Origin of the sequence: Terrabacter aeriphilus, from assembly GCF_039542985.1 — a bacterium.
GTDB lineage: Bacteria > Actinomycetota > Actinomycetes > Actinomycetales > Dermatophilaceae > Terrabacter > Terrabacter aeriphilus.
Map to the genome: position 1 here is coordinate 171,552 of NZ_BAABIW010000016.1, position 18,285 is coordinate 189,836.

The 18,285-nt window shown below is 72.7% G+C and carries 20 protein-coding genes; 10 read left to right on the forward strand and 10 right to left on the reverse strand.

The window, feature by feature from the left end:
• Window positions 1-13: 13 nt before the first annotated feature.
• Window positions 14-649, forward strand: a complete 636-nt coding sequence (locus ABD979_RS12560; protein ID WP_345507817.1) for a hypothetical protein — start codon at window positions 14-16, stop codon at window positions 647-649.
• Window positions 650-676: 27 nt separating this feature from the next.
• On the opposite strand, the gene ABD979_RS12565 is transcribed toward ABD979_RS12560, so the two are convergent.
• The 5 genes from ABD979_RS12565 to ABD979_RS12585 are packed head-to-tail and all read right to left on the reverse strand — an operon-like array spanning window position 677 to window position 3,966.
• The gene (locus ABD979_RS12565) at window positions 677-1,213 is read right to left on the reverse strand and encodes a hypothetical protein (protein ID WP_345507818.1); all 537 of its coding nucleotides are present in this window, start codon (window positions 1,211-1,213) and stop codon (window positions 677-679) included.
• 49 nt (window positions 1,214-1,262) lie between these two features.
• On the reverse strand, window positions 1,263-2,021 hold the full coding sequence (locus ABD979_RS12570) for an endonuclease/exonuclease/phosphatase family protein (protein WP_345507819.1): 759 nt from the start codon (window positions 2,019-2,021) through the stop codon (window positions 1,263-1,265).
• A 3-nt stretch (window positions 2,022-2,024) separates the two neighbouring features.
• Entirely contained in the window at window positions 2,025-2,993 is a 969-nt protein-coding gene (locus ABD979_RS12575) for an ROK family glucokinase (RefSeq protein WP_345507820.1), read from the reverse strand.
• Window positions 2,990-3,517 carry a hypothetical protein gene (locus ABD979_RS12580; protein ID WP_345507821.1) on the reverse strand — a complete coding sequence of 176 codons (528 nt, stop codon included), beginning with the start codon at window positions 3,515-3,517 and terminating at the stop codon, window positions 2,990-2,992. Before ABD979_RS12580 ends, ABD979_RS12575 begins: the two co-directional genes overlap by 4 nt.
• 5 nt (window positions 3,518-3,522) lie before the next feature.
• Entirely contained in the window at window positions 3,523-3,966 is a 444-nt protein-coding gene (locus ABD979_RS12585; RefSeq protein WP_345507822.1) for an SRPBCC family protein, read from the reverse strand.
• Between the two features lie 188 nt (window positions 3,967-4,154).
• On the opposite strand from ABD979_RS12585, the gene ABD979_RS12590 reads away from it, so the two are divergent.
• Window positions 4,155-5,948 (forward strand): AMP-dependent synthetase/ligase, encoded by a 1,794-nt coding sequence (locus tag ABD979_RS12590; protein WP_345507823.1) that lies wholly within the window; start codon window positions 4,155-4,157, stop codon window positions 5,946-5,948.
• A 33-nt stretch (window positions 5,949-5,981) separates the two neighbouring features.
• On the opposite strand, the gene ABD979_RS12595 is transcribed toward ABD979_RS12590, so the two are convergent.
• Together ABD979_RS12595 and ABD979_RS12600 are read right to left on the reverse strand one after the other, a co-directional pair.
• The gene (locus ABD979_RS12595) at window positions 5,982-7,439 is read right to left on the reverse strand and encodes a hypothetical protein (RefSeq protein WP_345507824.1); all 1,458 of its coding nucleotides are present in this window, start codon (window positions 7,437-7,439) and stop codon (window positions 5,982-5,984) included.
• Window positions 7,440-7,473: 34 nt separating this feature from the next.
• Complete coding sequence (locus tag ABD979_RS12600) at window positions 7,474-7,776, reverse strand: hypothetical protein (RefSeq protein WP_345507825.1); 303 nt, start codon at window positions 7,774-7,776, stop codon at window positions 7,474-7,476.
• A gap of 132 nt (window positions 7,777-7,908) precedes the next feature.
• On the opposite strand from ABD979_RS12600, the gene ABD979_RS12605 reads away from it, so the two are divergent.
• Both ABD979_RS12605 and ABD979_RS12610 read left to right on the forward strand, forming a co-directional pair.
• On the forward strand, window positions 7,909-9,702 hold the full coding sequence (locus ABD979_RS12605; RefSeq protein WP_345507826.1) for a DEDD exonuclease domain-containing protein: 1,794 nt from the start codon (window positions 7,909-7,911) through the stop codon (window positions 9,700-9,702).
• Window positions 9,699-9,983: an Lrp/AsnC family transcriptional regulator gene (locus tag ABD979_RS12610; protein WP_345507827.1), complete on the forward strand. Its 285-nt coding sequence runs from the start codon at window positions 9,699-9,701 to the stop codon at window positions 9,981-9,983. The genes ABD979_RS12605 and ABD979_RS12610 overlap by 4 nt, the downstream gene beginning before the upstream one ends.
• A 13-nt stretch (window positions 9,984-9,996) precedes the next feature.
• On the opposite strand, the gene trpD is transcribed toward ABD979_RS12610, so the two are convergent.
• Both trpD and ABD979_RS12620 read right to left on the reverse strand, forming a co-directional pair.
• Entirely contained in the window at window positions 9,997-11,046 is a 1,050-nt protein-coding gene (trpD, locus tag ABD979_RS12615; protein WP_345507828.1) for an anthranilate phosphoribosyltransferase, read from the reverse strand.
• Window positions 11,047-11,048: 2 nt separating this feature from the next.
• Window positions 11,049-11,528 carry a PleD family two-component system response regulator gene (locus ABD979_RS12620; RefSeq protein WP_345507829.1) on the reverse strand — a complete coding sequence of 160 codons (480 nt, stop codon included), beginning with the start codon at window positions 11,526-11,528 and terminating at the stop codon, window positions 11,049-11,051.
• A 235-nt stretch (window positions 11,529-11,763) separates the two neighbouring features.
• On the opposite strand from ABD979_RS12620, the gene ctaE reads away from it, so the two are divergent.
• The 6 genes from ctaE to ABD979_RS12650 all read left to right on the forward strand — a co-directional run bounded on the left by ctaE (window position 11,764) and on the right by ABD979_RS12650 (window position 17,513).
• Window positions 11,764-12,426 carry an aa3-type cytochrome oxidase subunit III gene (gene ctaE, locus ABD979_RS12625; RefSeq protein ID WP_345507830.1) on the forward strand — a complete coding sequence of 221 codons (663 nt, stop codon included), beginning with the start codon at window positions 11,764-11,766 and terminating at the stop codon, window positions 12,424-12,426.
• A gap of 63 nt (window positions 12,427-12,489) precedes the next feature.
• A complete protein-coding gene (gene qcrC, locus ABD979_RS12630; protein ID WP_345507831.1) occupies window positions 12,490-13,299 on the forward strand; it encodes a cytochrome bc1 complex diheme cytochrome c subunit in 810 nt (269 codons plus the stop codon).
• Window positions 13,300-13,351: 52 nt separating this feature from the next.
• On the forward strand, window positions 13,352-14,470 hold the full coding sequence (gene qcrA, locus ABD979_RS12635; RefSeq protein ID WP_345507832.1) for a cytochrome bc1 complex Rieske iron-sulfur subunit: 1,119 nt from the start codon (window positions 13,352-13,354) through the stop codon (window positions 14,468-14,470).
• The gene (qcrB, locus tag ABD979_RS12640; protein ID WP_345507833.1) at window positions 14,467-16,242 is read left to right on the forward strand and encodes a cytochrome bc1 complex cytochrome b subunit; all 1,776 of its coding nucleotides are present in this window, start codon (window positions 14,467-14,469) and stop codon (window positions 16,240-16,242) included. The genes qcrA and qcrB overlap by 4 nt, the downstream gene beginning before the upstream one ends.
• 162 nt (window positions 16,243-16,404) lie before the next feature.
• The gene (locus tag ABD979_RS12645; RefSeq protein WP_345507834.1) at window positions 16,405-16,995 is read left to right on the forward strand and encodes a DUF2231 domain-containing protein; all 591 of its coding nucleotides are present in this window, start codon (window positions 16,405-16,407) and stop codon (window positions 16,993-16,995) included.
• Between the two features lie 164 nt (window positions 16,996-17,159).
• The gene (locus ABD979_RS12650) at window positions 17,160-17,513 is read left to right on the forward strand and encodes a metallopeptidase family protein (protein ID WP_345507835.1); all 354 of its coding nucleotides are present in this window, start codon (window positions 17,160-17,162) and stop codon (window positions 17,511-17,513) included.
• A 368-nt stretch (window positions 17,514-17,881) separates the two neighbouring features.
• Here ABD979_RS12650 and ABD979_RS12655 read toward each other — a convergent pair whose 3' ends face one another.
• The gene (locus tag ABD979_RS12655; RefSeq protein WP_345507836.1) at window positions 17,882-18,283 is read right to left on the reverse strand and encodes a cytochrome c oxidase subunit 4; all 402 of its coding nucleotides are present in this window, start codon (window positions 18,281-18,283) and stop codon (window positions 17,882-17,884) included.
• Window positions 18,284-18,285: the final 2 nt, after the last annotated feature.

Consider the following 18,285-nt stretch of genomic DNA (forward strand, 5'->3'; position numbering starts at 1 on the left):
GCGAGGCGGCGGCATGAGCGACCGCGACCTCGACGCCGAGTTCGAGCGCATCATCGCGGGCTGGGACGACGAGGCCCCCGACCCGCAGGCGGGCAAGCACACCAACCCCGCGCCCACGCCGGCGAGCGCATCGCCGGACCCCACGCGTCCAGAGGCGGTGCGTCCCGAGGCGACCCCGGCGGGCTCGCCCGCCGCGCCGGTCGCGGGCGACGTCGAGCCCACGGCCGGTCAGACCACCCCGATGACGGATGCCGTCACCGACGCGGGCGCGCCTCCCGCCGGTGGCCCGGGGTCGGGGCTGCTCGAGCTCCCCATCGCTCCGGGCGCCGACCACGCCTGGCGCAGCAGCGGGACACCGCGCCGCGACGACGCGGACGAGCTGCTCGAGGCGGTCGGGGCCGAGGACGAGCACTTCGTGCCGCCGTCGGAGATCGACCTGCCCTCGGCGGAGAACGACCCGATGTTCTGGGCGATCGTCGGCGGTCTCGTGGGCGGGCCCCTCCTGCTGCTCTACCTGCTCTTCTTCGACCGCGACGGCAGCGGTTGGTGGGTCGTGACGGCGATTTCGATGGTCGTCACCGGCTTCGTGCTACTCGTGCTGCGCGGTGGCACCGAGCGCGACCCCTTCGACGACGGCACGCGCGTCTGACCCCACCCGGCCGCGAGGTCGCCGGGGTCAGCGGCCGGTGGCGGCGAGGGCCGCCGTCCGCCGGGCCGACCAGCCCCGCCGCACCAGCCAGGCGGCCGCGGCCAGGCACCAGGCCGCGTGCACCCACATCCACGGGTGGACGTCGGCGGAGGCCGAGACGGACGCGGCCGCACACGCACCGGTGCCAGCGAGCACCGTGCCCCGGTAGAGGGCCATGCCCCTCTCCTGCCCCGGCCTCGTCCGCGACACGAGGTCGGCGCCGAACCGGCCGGAGGCCACACCGAACGCCGCCACCAGGACCATCCCCGTCGCGGTGCCCGTCACGGCGCCGGCCGCGGAGTCGGCGATCGGGTGCCACGGGCCGGACATGATCGGCAGGGAGGCGAGGGCGAAGAGGCCACCGACGACGACGGCGACCAGGGCCGCCACCAGGTCGCGGCGGGTCACGCGAGCCGTCCACGGCTCGCGGGGCACGGCCGGCGCCGCACGGACGTCACGCGGCGGCTCCCCGGGCGGCCAGCCGGTCTCGCGCGTCAGCTGCGGCACGCGCACCTCGGGGGTCACGCGGCAAGGCTAGGGGCTGGATGCCCCGTTCCGTGCCGGAATGCCGCAGTCACGTCACCGGACCGTGCGAGTCGTGCTGGTCATGGGTGGTCGGCGCCAGCGCGAGGTCGACCCAGACGGGACGGTGGTCCGACCCGCTCGAGAGGTCGCGCTCGGGGACGTCGACCGGGGCGCCGGGCACGCGCGGCAGGTCGGGCGAGGCGAACACGACGTCGATGACGACCGACGGCCGGTCGGCGGGAAAGGTCGGTTCCGCGGACGACACCACCGGCAGCCGCGCCGCGACGAGGCGGTGGGCGGCGCCGTCGGCGCCCTCGTTGAGGTCGCCCGCCAGGACGGCCCTCGCGGAGAGCGTGGCGAGCACGGTCGCGGCGTGCCGCACCCGTTCGGGCGCTCGCAGGCCGAGGTGGACGCTGACGACGTCGACCGGCGCCGAGGCCACCGTCTCGCTGCCGTCACCCGGGAGCGAGACGGTGGCGACGGCATACCCCCTCGTGCGGTCGGGGAAGCGGACGGGCAGCCGGCCCCGACGCGAGCCGTGCACGACGACCCGGGGGCCGGTGAGCACGGCGGTGCCGCCGGCGCCGAGCCGCCGCCCGTCCCAACGGAGGCCGCAGGCGCGCGCGAAGGGCGGCAGCCGCAGCTCGGTCGTGAGCCGCCGCGGCACCTCCTGCAGGCAGAGCACGTCGGGGTCGACGGCCCGCACGACCCGCGCGGCGGCGGCCCGGTCGTCACGCAGGTCGTGCACGTTGTAGCTCATGACCCGCAGCACGTGCGCCGCACGACCGTCGGCGGGCCGGGCCGGCACGGCTCAGCGACCCGCCCGGGCGAGCTCCGCGGCGCCGATGAGGCCGGCGTCGCTGCCGAGCACCGCCCGCACGATGCGCGCCTCCGGCCGGTAGCCACGACCGGGCAGCTGGCGCCGGAAGGCCTCGCGCGCCGGGCCGATGAGCATCTCGTCGGCCGCGCTCACTCCCCCGCCGATGACGAAGAGGCCGGGGTCGAAGGCCGCGGCGAGGTTGGCGAGCCCGACGCCCAGCCACTCGCCGATGTCGGCGAGCAGCTCGCGGGCGGTCGGGTCACCCTCGCGGGCGGCCTCGGTGATGAACGGGCCGGTCAGGGCGGCGGCGTCGCCGCCGAGGCGCACGAGCAGGTCGGCGACGACGGGCGAGCTCGCCTCGATCATCGCGCGGGCCTCGCGCACGAGGGCGTTGCCGCTCGCGTACTGCTCCCAGCAGCCCCGGTTGCCGCACTCGCAGCGGATGCCGCCGGGCACGATCTGCATGTGCCCGAACTCGCCGGCGATGCCGTGGCGCCCGCGCTGCACCCGACCGTCGATGATGAGGGCGCCGCCGATACCGGTGCCGAGGGTGATGACGACGACGTGCGACTCGCCGCGCGCGGCCCCGAAGGAGGCCTCGGCCCACGCCGCCGCGTTCGCGTCGTTGTCGACGGTGATGGGCAGGTCGATGCGCTGCGAGAGCGCGTCGCGCAGCGGCTCGTTGCGCCACGAGAGGTGGGGCGCGAAGACGACGGTCGCGCGGTCCTCGGCGACGAAGCCGGCGGCGCCGATGCCCACGGCCACGACGTCGTCGCCGCCGACCCGACCCAGCAGGTCCTGCACCGACTCGACGATGGTGTCCTCGACGACGGCCGGTGACGTGGAGCGGTGCGGCGTGTCGCGGCGGGTGCGGTGCAGGATGGCCCCCGTCTCGTCGACGACGCCGCCGGCGACCTTCGTGCCGCCGATGTCGATGCCGATGGCGAGCCGTCTGCTCATGCGCTGCCTCCCGGCGCGTCGTCCCGTCCGGTCGGTCCGTCGGTGCGGTGGTGGTGTCCTGGTCGCTCCGGTGGCTCGGGTCGCTCGCGCTCGTTGCGCCGGTCGCGCTGTGCCGTCGCGAGGTCGCGCAGCACCGTCGCCGCGAAGCCGACGACGTCGGCGACCCTCTCGATGGTGTCGGGGTCGACCTTCTGGACGAAGGCGATGAGCTGGCAGACCGGGCAGATCCGGCAGGAGGCGGGCGTCGTGCCGCCGCACGTGCAGTCGCGGCCGGTCGAACCGCCGGCAGCACCGTCGGCAGCACCGTCGGCAGCACCGTCGGCAGCACCGTCGGCAGCACCGTCACGGGCGCTGTCACGGGCGCTGTCACGGGCGCTGTCACGGGCGCCGTCGCGCGATCCCGCCCCGGTATCGGCGGACCAGCCGCGCGCGGAGAGCAGGTCGAGCAGCAGGGACGCCTCGTGGGCCACGCTGCTCGGGGGCGCGTCGTCGGGCACGGCGCCCGCTGCGTCGTCGGAACCCACCGGGGTCAGGCCTCGACGCGCTTCTTCAGCTCCTTGAGCGCGGTGTCGACGATGACCTTCTCCGCCTTGCGCTTGAGCAGCCCGATCATGGGGATCTTGACGTCGACGGCGAGGCGGTAGGTCACCTTGGTGCCCGCGCCGTCGGCCGCGAGGGTGTAGGAGCCGTTCATCGCCTTGAGCACCTGGGCCGAGACGAGCGACCACGAGATGACGCCCGTGCCGTCCTCGACGACGTCCCACTCGTAGTCGAGCACGTAGGTGTCCTTGATGGCCCCGGCGTCGAGGGTGAACTGCACCTGGTCGGCCCAGCCGTCGCCCTCCTCGGCGAGCACGCGGACGTCCTTCACCTCGCCGGCCCACTCGGGGTAGGCCTCGAAGTCCGCGATGACGTCGAGCACCTCTCCCGGAGGGGCGTCGATGACGATGGAGGACTCGGTGCGATCGGCCATGCGCCGAAGGCTATCGCGTCACCGGCCGGGCGACGGTGCCGACCGCGCGCCTGTCACGGCGCGCACGCCGCGTGCGAGGATGAGGCCGACGTCAGCCCCCGGCCGGTGTGACCACGGTGACGTGGCCCCCCTGGTTACCGATCGGTATGGTGCAGCAGAGTTCCCCGGCCTCGCCCACAGGAGTGACAGTGAAGGACAACGTCGTCGCACCCCTCGCGCCCGTCACGACCGAGGGCAGCCTCGCCGACCTGCCGGTCCGCAACGCTGCCGAGGTCGGAGGCGAGACGGCGTTCTCGCGCAAGACCCCCTCGGGTGGCTGGACCCACGTCACGTGGCGCCGGTTCGCCGACGACGTGTCGGCCGTGGCGAAGGGCCTCGTCGCGCACGGCGTCGGTCCGGGTGACCGGATCGCGATCATGTCGCGCACCCGCTACGAGTGGACACTCGTCGACTTCGCGGCGTGGACGGCGGGCGCGGTCGTCGTGCCGATCTACGAGACCTCCTCGGCCGAGCAGGTGCAGTGGATCCTGTCGAACTCCGACACCCACGTCGCCGTCGTGGAGACGGCCGCGCACGCAGCCGTCGTCGAGCAGGTGCGCGCGGACGTGCCGAGCCTGCGTGACGTGGTCACGATCGAGGCCGGCGGACTCGACGCACTGCGCGAGAAGGGCCGTGAGGTGCCGGACGCCGACCTCGACGCGCGCCGCGGGGGCCTCGACCGGCGGTCGGTGGCGACGATCATCTACACCTCGGGCACGACCGGCCGGCCCAAGGGCTGCGAGCTGACCCACGGCAACTTCCTCGACCTCGCCGAGAACGCCATCGGCAAGCTCGGCGACGTCGTGCTCACCGAGAACGCCTCCACCCTGCTCTTCCTCCCCCTCGCGCACGTCTTCGCCCGCTTCATCGAGGTGCTCTGCGTGGCCGGCCGCGCCCGGATGGGCCACTCGGCCGACATCAAGACGCTGCTCGACGACTTCGCCGGCTTCCAGCCGACGTTCGTGCTCGCCGTCCCGCGGGTCTTCGAGAAGATCTTCAACTCTGCGGAGGCCAAGGCGTCCGCCGAGGGCAAGGGCAAGATCTTCCTCCGCGCCGCCACCGTGGCCGTCGCCTACAGCGAGGCGCTCAACACCACCGGCGGTCCGGGGCTGCTGCTGCGCCTGCAGCACACGCTCTTCGACCGGCTCGTCTACGGCAAGCTGCGCGCCGCGATGGGTGGCAAGGTCCGCTACGCCGTCTCGGGCGGGGCGCCGCTCGGCACGCGCCTCGGTCACTTCTACCGGGGCATCGGCATCCTCATCCTCGAGGGCTACGGCCTGACCGAGACGACGGCGCCGGTCGCCGTCAACACCCCCGACAAGATCAAGATCGGCACGGTCGGCCCGCCCCTGCCCGGCACCGGCATCCGGATCGCCGACGACGGCGAGGTGCTGCTCAAGGGGGTCGGCGTCTTCGCGGCCTACCACGACAACCCCACCGCGACCGCGGAGGCCATCGTCGACGGCTGGTTCCACACGGGCGACGTCGGCGAGATGGACGAGGACGGCTACCTGCGGATCACCGGGCGCAAGAAGGAGATGCTCGTGACCGCCGGCGGCAAGAACGTCGCGCCGGCCGTGCTCGAGGACCGCCTGCGCGCGCACCCGCTCGTCTCGCAGTGCATCGTCGTCGGCGACCAGAAGCCCTTCATCGGCGTGCTCGTCACGCTCGACGAGGAGATGTGGCCGCTCTGGGCCAAGAGCCACGGCGTCGAGGGCGTGACCCTCGAGCAGGCGCGGACCAACGAGGTCGTGCTCGCCGCGCTGCAGGATGCCGTCGACCGCGCCAACGAGGCGGTCTCGAAGGCGGAGTCGATCCGCAAGTTCGCCGTGCTGAGCGGCGACTTCACCGAGGCCAACGGCTACCTCACCCCGTCGCTCAAGCTCAAGCGCAACGTCGTCATGAAGGACTTCGCCGACGAGGTCGAGAAGCTCTACGCCTGAGCCGTCCGCCCCGGCCGAGGCCGTCCGGCACCGTCAGCGCAGCAGGGTGCGCATCCGATCGCGCCAGTCGCGCACCAGCGACGCTCGGCTCGTGCCCGTCGTGTCGGCCAGCGCGTCGTCGGCCGTCGCCTCCGCGTCGCCGAGGCGCGCGGTCGGCTCCGCGAGGCCGCCCGCGGCCGCCGCGTAGAAGCGCACCACCGCGGCCGTGCCATACGCGTCGTCCAGGGTGCGCAGCGCGAGCAGCGCCAGCCCGTATGCCGTCGGCAGGGTTCCGGTGCTCGGGTCGAAGTCGGCGTCGGCGGGCAGCGACCGGGGCAGCCCCGACGCGCGCACCGTGTCGAGGGCCCGCGCGACGACGGTCCGCTCGGGCAGGTCGACCGAGCGGTAGGCGACGAGCTCGGCGAAGCCCTCGGACAGCCAGAGCGGCACCGCGCGGGTCGTCGACGCCCGCACGGCGACGTGGGTGAGCTCGTGGGTCATGACGACGTCCCGGCCCGCGGGCCGCAGGGACGCCCAGGGCCCGGGCACGATCACGACGCGGTCGGCGCCCGCCGTCTCGCCGGGAGTCAACGGGCCGTCCGTGGCGGCCGCCACGCCGTCGAGACCGGCGGCGTCGCGCCCGAGCAGGGCGCCGGCGTCCTCGTCGGTGGCCGGCGCGACCCACACGGCCGGGGGCACGCGCCCCCACACGGCCGACACGTGGGCGGCCGCCGTCGCCGCACGGCGTACGACCTCGTCGACCGTGGCCGGCGACCCGACGGCGAGGACGAGGACGGTGGGAGACCGGCGCACGACGAGCCCGTCGAGGTCCCAGGGCTGGGGGCGGTCCGACGGGCTGGATGCCGTGACCACCGCGCTGCCCGGACGGGCCGGGTCAGCTTTCACGGTGAGGTCGAGGTCGAAGGTGCGTGCCCGCTGGTCGAAACCGATCAACCTGTACGTGAAGCACGCCCTGACGTCCCAGCCGACGTCGGTGCCGGCCGCAGCGGGCACGGGCGGCGTGGTCTCCCGGACGCCGACGAGCCGGAGGTCGCCGACGCGCATGCGCAGGAGTCTCTGACCGATCGCGAGCTGGTGGCGTCGTGCCTCCTGCCCGCGCACCGGCGCGAGCCAGGCCGTCAGGTCGCCGCGGGAGATGGCCTCGAGGCGCCGCTCGACCAGCGCGCGGACGGCGTCCTGTCGGGCGGACAGCCACCGCTCGGGGGTGATGACGCCGAGCGGCGCCGCAGTGGTGGTGGTGCTGGTGGTGGCGCTGGTGGTGGCGCTGGTGGTGGCGCCGGGGGCCTCCGTCGGCGCCGTGGCGCCGGCCGAACGGGTCGCACCTGCCGTGCCGGTCGTGCGGGCCCCGCTCGTGGCGGTCCTGGGCGGTGCATCGCCGCACCCGGCCAGGGTGGCCAGCACGAGGCCCGCCGCGGTCAGCCGGGCCGCCCGGCGTCGCGGCCGACGATCGGGTCTGGGCCCGAGGAGGCCGGGCCGTCCGGGGCTGCGCACCGCGTCATCGTGCCACGGTGCGCCGGACGCGTGATCAGACCGCGTGGCGGACGTGCGGTGCAGCGACCCCCTCGTCGAGCACGGCGCGCGCGGCGTTCGCCGTGGCCGTCGTCACGAGCCCGGCGCCCAGGAACGCCGACACGGCGCGCCGCTCGGCCCGGTCGAGGGGTCGCTCGAGGGGGCGATCGGGCGCGTCGTCGGGATCGCGCCGGTGAGCGCGCTCGTGCTCCCGGTCGGCGCGCCCCGGGCGCAGCGGGATCGTGGTCAGCGCGGTCACCATGCAGTCTGCGCAGTGGACGTCCCGCACCGGGCAGGTCTGGCAGTCGACGAGCATCATCTGGTCCAACCCTTCGTCTCTCGTTGCGATCTGTCGTGCCGACGCTAGGCGGACCCACCGACAACGCCCGCGTGGCCCGGACCCCGGCCGCGCCTCCCGGGCGCTGTCGGCGGCCGCGCATACGGTCGGGTCATGCAGGCGATCCAGTCCACCTTCGACGACCTCGGCACCCCCCTGGCCGGCGTCACGTTCGTCGTCGTGGACCTCGAGACGACCGGCGGCACGCCGGCCCAGTGCGGCATCACCGAGATCGGTGCCGTCAAGGTGCGCGGCGGTGAGGTCCTCGGCGAGTTCCAGACGCTCGTCGACCCGGCCGAGCCGATCCCCGCCTTCATCTCGGTGCTCACCGGCATCACCGACGCCATGGTGCGCGACGCGCCGCGCATCGACAGCGCCCTGCCGGCCTTCCTCGAGTTCGCGGCGGGCAGCGTCCTCGTCGCCCACAACGCAGGCTTCGACATCGGCTTCCTCAAGGCGGCCGCGGCCCGCGTCGGCGCCCCGTGGCCCGGCTTCCCCGTGCTCGACACCCTGCAGCTGGCGCGCCAGCTCGTCGTCCGCGACGAGACGCCCAACCACCGACTCTCCTCGCTCGCCCAGGTCTTCGGCTCGCCGACGACGCCCGACCACCGCGCGCTGCACGACGCGCGGGCCACGGTCGACGTCCTCCACGGGCTCATCGCCCGGGTCGGCGGGCTCGGCGTCCACACGCTCGAGGAGCTGTCGAGCTACAGTTCACGGGTCACGCCGTCGCAGCGGCGCAAGCGCTTCCTCGCCGACCCGCTGCCGAGCGCGCCCGGCGTCTACCTCTTCAAGGACGGCAACGACCGGGTCCTCTACGTGGGCACGAGCCGCGACATCCGCACCCGGGTGCGCACCTACTTCACCGCCTCCGAGCAGCGCAGCCGCATGGCCGAGATGGTGCGCCTCGCGCAGGTCGTGCACCCCGTCGTGTGCCAGACGCCCCTCGAGGCCCAGGTCCGCGAGCTGCGCCTCATCGACGAGCACAAGCCCCGGTTCAACCGCCGGTCCAAGGACGGCCGCAAGGCGATGTGGGTCAAGCTGACCCAGGAGCGCTTCCCCCGCCTGTCGATCGTCAAGCAGGTCCGCGACGACGGCGCGCACTACATCGGGCCGTTCCGCTCCCGGGCCACGGCGCAGTCGGCCGTCGACGCCGTCCACGAGGTCGTCCCGCTGCGGCAGTGCACCGGCCGCCTCGCGCGCCGGGGCAGCGCCTGCGCCCTCGCCGACATGGGTCGCTGCGGGGCCCCGTGCACGGGCGCCCAGTCGGAGGGCGACTACGCCCTCGTCGTGGCGGAGTGCCGCGAGATCTTCACCGGCAACGCCCGTCCCGGTGCCGAGCTGCTGCGCTCCCGCCTCGAGGAGCTCGCGTCCCAGGAGCGCTTCGAGGACGCCGCGCGCGTGCGCGACCGGTTCCTCCAGCTCGTCCGGGGCGCCGCGCGGGCCCAGCGGCTCACGCCGCTCACCCGCTCCCCCGAGATCGTGGCGGCCCGCCGCAGCGACCTCGGCGGCTGGGAGCTCGTCACGATCCGCCACGGGCGCCTCGCAGGCACCGTCGTTAGCCCGCGCGGCGCCGACCCGATGCCCTACGTCGAGTCCATGCGGCTCACCGCCGAGGTCGTCGCGTCGCCGACGCCCGAGCGTCCGTCCGCGCTGACCGAGGAGACCGAGATCCTGCTGCGCTGGCTGGAGTCGCCCGGCGTGCGCATCGTCGAGCTCGACGGGCTGTGGACGTGCCCGGTGGGCGGCGCGGGTTCCGTACGCCGCGAGCTCGAGCCCGCCGTCGCGTCGGCCCACGAGGTGGCCGGCTTCGACGACGACGTGCCGCACCCGGCACGACCCGGCCGCCCCCGTCGTGCCGGAGCGGCCACCGGCCGCGGGGGTGCCCCGGCTAGGGTGTCCTCGTGATCACCGCCATCGTCATGATCAGCTGCGAGGTCGACCGCATCCCCGAGGTCGCCGAGGCCGTCGCCGACATCCCCGCCGTCTCGGAGGTCTACTCGGTGACCGGCGACGCGGACCTCATCGCCATGGTGCGGGTCAAGGCGCACGAGGAGTTCGCCGACGTCATCGCCGGCCGCCTCAACAAGGTCGAGGGCGTCGTCGGCAGCTCGACCCACATCGCGTTCCGCACCTACTCCTCGCACGACCTCGAGGCGGCCTTCAGCCTCGGCCTCGACGGCGAGTAGCCGACCCGCCGCGTCAGCGCCGGGTGGCGGCCACCCAGCGCTCCACGACCTGCGTCGCGGCGCCGCTGTCGATGGCGTCGGCGGCCACGGCCAGACCGGCCCGCAGGTCGTCCTCGAACGACTCCTGCGTCGAACCCGAGTCCGGTCGCGTCAGGGCCAGGGCGATGCCGGCGTTGAGCAGCACCGCGTCGCGCACCGCACCGGTGGCCCCGGCGAAGACCTCGCGCACGACGCCCGCGTTGTGCACGGCGTCGCCTCCGCGCAGGTCCTCGATGGGGTGCAGGGCCAGGCCGAGCCGCGTCGGGTCGACCGAGCGCTCGGTGACCGAGCCCCCGCGCACCCACCAGACGTGCGTCGTCGTCGAGACGGTCACCTCGTCGAGCCCGTCGTCGCCGCGGAAGACCGCGGCGTCCTTGCCGCGCTCGGCGAAGACCCCCGCCAGGAGCGGGGCCATGCGGGCGTCCGCGCAGCCGACCGCGGCATACGTCGGCTGGGCCGGGTTGGTGAGCGGGCCGAGGAAGTTGAACGCGGTGCCGATCCCGAGCTCACGACGCGGCGCGGCGGTGTGCCGGAACGAGGGGTGGAACGTCTGGGCGAAGCAGAAGGTGATGCCCGCCTCGTGGGCGACCTCGACGACGCGCTCGGGCTCGAGCGAGAGGTCGATGCCGAGCGCCTCGAGCACGTCGGCCGACCCGGACGACGACGACGCCGCCCGGTTGCCGTGCTTGACGAGGCGGACGCCGGCGGCGGCGGCGACCACCCCGGCCATCGTCGAGATGTTGACGGTGTGGGCGCGGTCGCCACCGGTGCCCACGATGTCGAGGCTCGGCTCGGGCACCTCGATGCGGCGGGCGTGCGCCAGCATCTGCTCGGCGAGCCCGCGCATCTCCTCTACGCTCTCGCCCTTCGCGCGCAGGCCGACGAGGAAGCCCGCGACCTGCGAGGGGGTCGCCTCCCCACCCATGATGCGGCCCATCGCCCACTCGACCGTCGCCCGGTCGAGGTCGTGACCGGCGATGAGGTCGCCGAGGACGGCGGGCCAGCTCGTCGAGTCCGGCGCCATGCTCAGGCCGTGGGCACGCCCGAGCGCGCGAGCGTGGCCACGGCCGACGTCAGCGCGATCGGGTCGAGCGGGTGCGGCACGGCGAGGTCGGCCTGCGACCAGGCGGCGAGCCAGCTGTCCTGCGGCCGGCCGGTCAGCACGATGATGGGCGGGCACTCGAAGATCTCGTTCTTCAGCTGGCGCGCGAGGCCGAGGCCGCCGACCTTGGCGGCCTCGCCGTCGAGCACGAGCACGTCGAAGCGCTCGGCGTCGACGGTGCTGATGACGGCATCGGCCGTGGCGCACTCGTGCCAGCGGACCACCTCGACGTCCTTGGCCGGGCGTCGGCCGACGGCGGCGCGCACGGCGTCACGCGTCGTGATGTCGTCGCTGTAGAGCAGGACGCTGATCCGCGCGACCGGCCGCGTGGACCCGGCGGTCGTCGCGACGTCGGTGGACGTGCCGTGGGGTGCGCTGTCGTTCGAGGCGGTCGAGGCGGTCATGGCCCGAATGCTACCGGGCCGCCCCGCGCCGCCGGCAGCGCCCTCCCGGCGGCCGCCTGCCCACCCGCGACCCGGTGCGAGGCGTCGCCGGAGTCGTGGGAGGGTGTTCCCCGGACGGCCACCAGGACGGCTGTTCAGGGTTCGTGTCGAAAGGGTCACGAATCCTCTACACCCGCGCGAGAAAAGCCTCCCTGACAGGGGGTGCCTCGCGCAGCCGGACAGGAATGTGGGAATAATGTCCAACGTGGCGACAGCATCGGCAGTTCCTTCCAGCGCAGTGGCGAGTTCGGCCCATCACGGGCCGGCGACCCGACCCAACATGGTTGCCGTCGGCACCATCGTGTGGCTCTCCAGCGAGCTCATGTTCTTCGCGGGTCTCTTCGCCGTCTACTTCCAGCTCCGCTCCGTGCGTGGCGAGCTCTGGCAGGTGCAGACCGAGAAGCTCAACCTGCCGTTCGCGAGCATCAACTGCCTCGTCCTCGTCATCTCCTCGGTGTGGTGCCAGCTCGGTGTCTGGAAGGCCGAGCGCGGCCAGAAGGCCCGCACCGGCTCGCTGCTCGACGTCAAGAACTGGGGCATGCGCGAGTGGTACGTGCTCACCTACTTCTTCGGCGCGTTCTTCATCGCCGGCCAGGTCATGGAGTACGCCGAGCTCGTCCACGAGGGCATGACGCTGAGCTCCGACGCCTACGGCTCGGTCTTCTTCATGGCGACCGGCTTCCACGGCCTGCACGTGACCGGCGGCCTCATCGCCTTCCTGCTCATCATCGCCCGCACCTTCACGACGCGCCGCTACACGCACGCGAACGCGACCGGCGCCGTCGTGACGTCCTACTACTGGCACTTCGTCGACGTCGTGTGGATCGCGCTCTTCGCGACGATCTACATCCTGCGCTGACCCGCCGGTGCGACGCATGAGCCCCACCCCGACACCCTCCACCACGGACGACAGGAACCCACAGTGAACGCCTTGGCCGCCCGCCGCCGACACCCCGCCGCGATCGCGGTGCTGCTGCTGCTCGGGCTCCTCGTGACCGGTGGCGCCTACTCCTTCCTCGCTCCCAAGGACGCCAACGCCGCCGCGCCCACCGCTGCGGCGGACGCCGTCGCCGACGGCAAGAACCTCTTCCTCGCCAACTGCGCCTCCTGCCACGGCATCGCGGCCCAGGGCACGAAGTCGGGCCCGTCGCTCGTCGGCGTCGGTGCGGCCTCCGTCGACTTCCAGGTCGGCACCGGCCGTATGCCGCTCGCCGGCCCGAACGTCCAGGCCCCGGCGAACAAGGTGAAGTTCGACGACGAGCAGATCAGCGCCCTCGCCGCGTACGTCGCCTCGCTCGGCCCCGGCCCGGCCATCCCCGAGGAGCAGTACACCAAGGTCATCGAGCCGGGCACCGCCGAGAACAACAAGGCGATCGCCGAGGGTGGCGAGATCTTCCGCGTCAACTGCGCCATGTGCCACAACTTCGCCGGCGCCGGTGGTGCCCTGACGCGCGGCAAGTACGCCCCGGCCCTCGACGGCACCACCCCGAAGCACATCTACGAGGCGATGGTCAGCGGGCCGCAGTCGATGCCGGTCTTCAACGACAGCAACCTCACCCCCGAGGCGAAGCAGAAGGTCATCTCCTACCTCAAGGCCCAGGAGGCCGAGACCAACGTCGGCGGCCTGACGCTCGGCAACCTCGGCCCGGTCTCCGAGGGCCTCTTCGCCTGGGTCTTCGCCCTCGGCATCCTCATCGGCTGCGCCGTGTGGCTGGGCAAGAAGGCCGCATGAGCGCGCGCACCCTCGTCCTCATCTCGAAGAACCACGACAGGACCACCACCCGATGAACCACAACGAGACCACGGATCCCGGAACGGGCAGCGCCCTCGTGCCCGCTTCGGACAGCTCGGACCACGGCCACGAGCTGCTCCCCGCGTCGCTGGTCCGCGACGCCGACCGGTTCGAGAACCCGGGCCTGCCGGCCCACGTGCACCGCCAGGCCGACGACGACCCCAAGGCGGCCCGCCGCGCGGAGCGCCAGGTCGCGACGCTCTTCGGCCTCTCCATGCTCGCGACCCTCGTCTTCCTCGTCAGCTACTTCGCGATCCCCGACGAGTCGGTCTTCTTCTTCCCCGGCATCGGTCGGGCCAAGACGCAGAACGTCGTGCTCGGCCTGTCGCTCGGCTTCGCGATCTTCCTCATCGGCATCGGTGCCGTGCACTGGGCCAAGACGCTGATGTCCGACGAGGAGGTCAGCGAGGAGCGCCACCTGCAGGCCTCCACCGACGAGCAGCGCGCCAAGGCCGTCGCCGTCGTCAAGGAGGGCGTCGAGTCGACGCAGTTCGCGCGCCGCCCGCTCATCAAGTACTCCCTCGGCGGGGCCCTCGGGCTCTTCGCCCTCCCCCTCGGCCTGCAGGTCGCCGGCTCGCTCGGCCCGGTCACGGTCGAGGAGCTCAAGCACACGATCTGGGACCCGAAGGACAACGGCGGCAAGCCGATCCGGCTCATGCGGGACCCCGAGATGACCCCGATCAAGTTCGACGAGGTCACGAACGGCTCCGTCTTCCACGTCATGCCGGAGACGCTGCAGAAGTACATCGACGAGGGCAAGCACGTCCTCGAGGCCAAGGCCAAGGCGGCGGTCATCCTCATCCGCCTCGACCCGAACGACATCAAGGTGCAGAAGGCCAGGGACTGGGGCGTCGACGGTGTCGTCGCCTACTCCAAGATCTGCACCCACGTGGGCTGCGCCGTCGGCCTGTACGAGCAGCAGACCCACCACCTGCTCTGCCCGTGCCACCAGTCGACGTTCGACCTCACCGAGGACTGCGCCGTCATCTTCGGCCCGGCCAAGCGGCCGCTGCCGCAACTCAAGATCACCGTCGACGACGCGGGCTACCTCGTCGCCCCCGAGGGCTTCGCTGAGCCCGTGGGACCGAGCTTCTGGGAGCGTGCGCGATGAGCACCATCAACGACACCCGCCCGGCTGACGCCCTGCGCGCCGGCGACCGTCAGGCCGACGAGCGCGCCACGGCGAGCAAGCCGCTGGGCGGCATCGCCGGGTGGATGGACGACCGCCTGGGCGCAGCCAAGGGCGTCTCCTTCCTCGCCAAGAAGGTCTTCCCCGACCACTGGTCGTTCATGCTCGGCGAGATCGCGATGTACTCGATGATCGTCTGCCTGCTGACCGGTGCGTTCCTCACCTTCTGGTTCGTGCCCAGCGCCAGCCAGGTCGTCTACGACGGCTCCTACGTCCCGCTCCAGGGCGTGACGATGTCGGACGCCTACCGCTCGACGCTCGCCATCTCCTTCGACATCCGCGGCGGCCTGCTGATCCGCCAGATCCACCACTGGGCCGCCCTGATCTTCGTCGTCTCGGTCTTCGTGCACATGGCCCGCGTGTTCTTCACCGGCGCCTTCCGCAAGCCGCGCGAGATCAACTGGGTGTTCGGCACGATCCTGTCGATGCTCGCCTGCATCGAGGGCTTCGCGGGCTACTCGCTCCCCGACGACCTGCTCTCCGGCACCGGCATCCGCGCCATGAACGGCTTCGTCCAGTCGGTTCCCGTCATCGGGTCGTACATGAGCTACTTCATCTTCGGCGGGGCCTTCCCCGGCGAGGCGATCATCCCGCGCCTCTACTCGGTGCACGTGCTGCTCGTGCCGGCCATCCTCGTCGGCCTCTTCACGGCGCACATCCTGCTCGTCTTCGTGCACAAGCACACCCAGTTCCCCGGACCGGGCCGCACGAACAACAACGTCGTGGGCTACCCGCTCCTGCCCGTCTACATCGCCAAGGCCGGTGGCTTCTTCTTCATCGTCTTCGGTGTCATCGCGCTCATCTCGGCGGTCGTGACGATCAACCCGATCTGGGCGTACGGCCCCTACGACCCGTCCCCCGTGACGGCCGGTTCGCAGCCCGACTGGTACATGGGCTTCGCCGACGGCGCCCTGCGCCTGCTGCCGGGCTTCCTCGAGTTCACGACGTTCGGCTTCACGTGGAGCATGAACATCTTCCCGGGCTCGATCCTGCTCCTGCCCGTCATGTGGGGCATCATCGGCGCCTACCCGTTCGTCGAGTCCTGGGTGACCGGTGACAAGCGCGAGCACCACCTGCTGGACCGCCCGCGCAACGCGCCGACGCGCACCGCCATCGGCATCGCCGGCATCACGATGTACGTCGTGCTGTTCTTCGCCGCCGGCAACGACCTCATGGCGATCAAGCTGCACCTGTCGATCAACGACATCACGCAGACCCTGCGTGTGCTCTTCTTCGTCGGCCCGCCGATCGCCTTCTGGATCACGAAGCGCATCTGCCTCAGCCTGCAGCGCGCCGACCGTCAGAAGGTGCTCCACGGCCGCGAGACGGGCACGATCTGGCGTCACGCCGACGGTCGCTTCGAGGAGATCCACGCCCCGCTCACGCCCGACGAGCGCTGGCCCCTGGTCCAGCACGAGTCGCCGGAGCCGCTGCAGCTCTCGGCCGCCAAGGACGAGAACGGCGTCGACAGCCCGGTGGCCCGCAAGGAGCGCCTGCGGGCGAAGTTCTCGAACTTCTACTTCAAGGACCGCGTCGCTCCGCCGACGCCCTCGGAGCTCGAGGCCGCCCACCACGCGCACGACGACCACGGCGCCATCGCGGCTCCGGGCGACCACGAGGCCATCGAGGCCGTCGAGGCCACCGGTGCCGGCCAGGAGCGAGAGACGATCAAGGCCGACAAGCAGCACGACTGAGTCGGCTGCGGCTCGAGCCGCCATGACGAGAGGGACCTGCCCACCGGGCAGGTCCCTCTCGTCATGTACCAGGGCTTTCCACCCTTATGAGAAGTTTCTGAGACGGTGACGCAAGCATCGGGTCGATCGGTCGTCCCCCGCTGCTCCCACGAGAGGCACCCCATGCTCGACACCGTCTTCGGTCTGCCCGTCCACCCGCTCATCGTGCACGCCACCACCGTCGTCGTCCCGGCGGCTGCCGTGGCGGTGCTGCTGGCGGCCGTCTGGCCGCGGTTCCGCCGCTGGAGCGGCTGGTTGCCCGTCGCCCTCGCGGTGGCAGCCGTCGTGCTCACTCCCCTCTCGACGGAGTCCGGCGAGGCGCTCGAGCGGCGCGTCGAGCAGAGCGACCTCATTGAGACCCACTCCCAGCTCGCCGAGGGACTGCTGCCGTGGGTGATCGCCCTCGCCGTGGCCGCCGTGGCCCTCTACGTCGTCGGCCGGCGCGAGCGGGGCGCCCGCACCAGCCGGAACGAGGGCGAGGCCGGCACCACCCCGACGGCCACCGGCACAGCCACCACGGCGGCCACCACGCGGACGGGTGGCGCCGCCCGGTGGCTGCTCACCGGCGCGGCCGTGCTGGGCCTCGTCGCAGCTGTCGGCACCTCGGTCCAGGTCGTGCGGATCGGCCACAGCGGCGCCCAGGCCGCGTGGGGCGACGCCGTCTCCCAGACGCCCCCGCCCGCGAGCGGTGACGGCGACTCCGACGGCAACTGAACCCACGGCTGCGCACCAGGCCCCTGGAGGGGCGTAGGAGCCCTGTGGAGGGCCCCTACGCCCCTCAGACAGCTGTGTCAGCCCCCCGGAGGGGACCCGGTCGAGCGAGGGCGCGTACGTGCCGCCCGTCGGGGGCCCCTTCCCACGCGTGACAGACTCGGTGCATGGACGAGCCGTCGGACGCCGCGTTCGAGGAGGCCGTGGCCCGCGCCCTCGACTCGATCCCGGCCGAGCTGGCTCGCGCCATGGACAACGTCGTCGTGCTCGTCGAGGCCGAGCCACCCGCCGACGACCCCGACCTGCTGGGCGTCTACGACGGCACTCCCCTGACCGAGCGCGACGGCTGGTGGGGCGCCGGCTCACTGCCCGACCGGATCACGATCTTCTCGGGCCCGCTCCGGCGGATGTGCGCCGACGCCGAGGAGCTCGAGCACGAGATCGCCGTCACCGTCGTGCACGAGATCGCCCACCACTTCGGCATCGACGACGACCAGCTGCACGAGCTCGGCTGGGGCTGACCCGGACGGGCGCACCGCGAGGAGGTCTCGCGGGCGGGACAGATCCTGCGCTCGCCCGGGAGCGACCCTTTACGCCGGGCCGCCCGTGATCTACCGTCGAAGGACAGCAGAACCGGATCGGACGGAGGTGCTCGCCTTGTTCAATCCCTCACGATCGCACCACGAGCCCGAAGGGCCGTGAAGGCGCCGATCGCCACGAAGGGGAAGGCCTCGCGCCTTCCCCTTCGTCATGCCCACGGGGCCACCGGCCGTGCCAACCGTGATGCGGCATCGCCCTGCGCCCGAGGATGCAGCACGGGCCCCGGTCGCGACGACCGGGGCCCGTGCTGTGCTGCGTCACGACCGCGCACGAGGCGCGGGGCGACACCTCAGATGGAGTACTCGCCCGAGAAGGACTCGAAGACCCAGAGGCAGACGGCGACGATGGCGAGGAACGCGCCGATGATGAACAGCCACCAGCCGACGGCGAGGCCGGCGAACATGATCGCGGCCGAGCCGGCGAGCCACAGCGGCGTCCAGGAGCTGGCGACGAAGTAGCCGTAGTTGCCCTCGGCGTCCTCGATCTCACCGGACGCGTTGTCCTCCGGGCGCAGCGGCAGCTTCTTGCCGGTCATCGCCAGGTAGAAGCCGCTCAGCGCGAAGAGCAGCGCCGTGAGGATCAGGGCCGTGACGCCGATCGGCTCCTGCCACTTCGACCAGAAGCCGTAGATCAGCGTGATCGGCACGAAGAAGACGAACAGGTAGAGGAAGAGCTTGGTCTCGACACGCATCG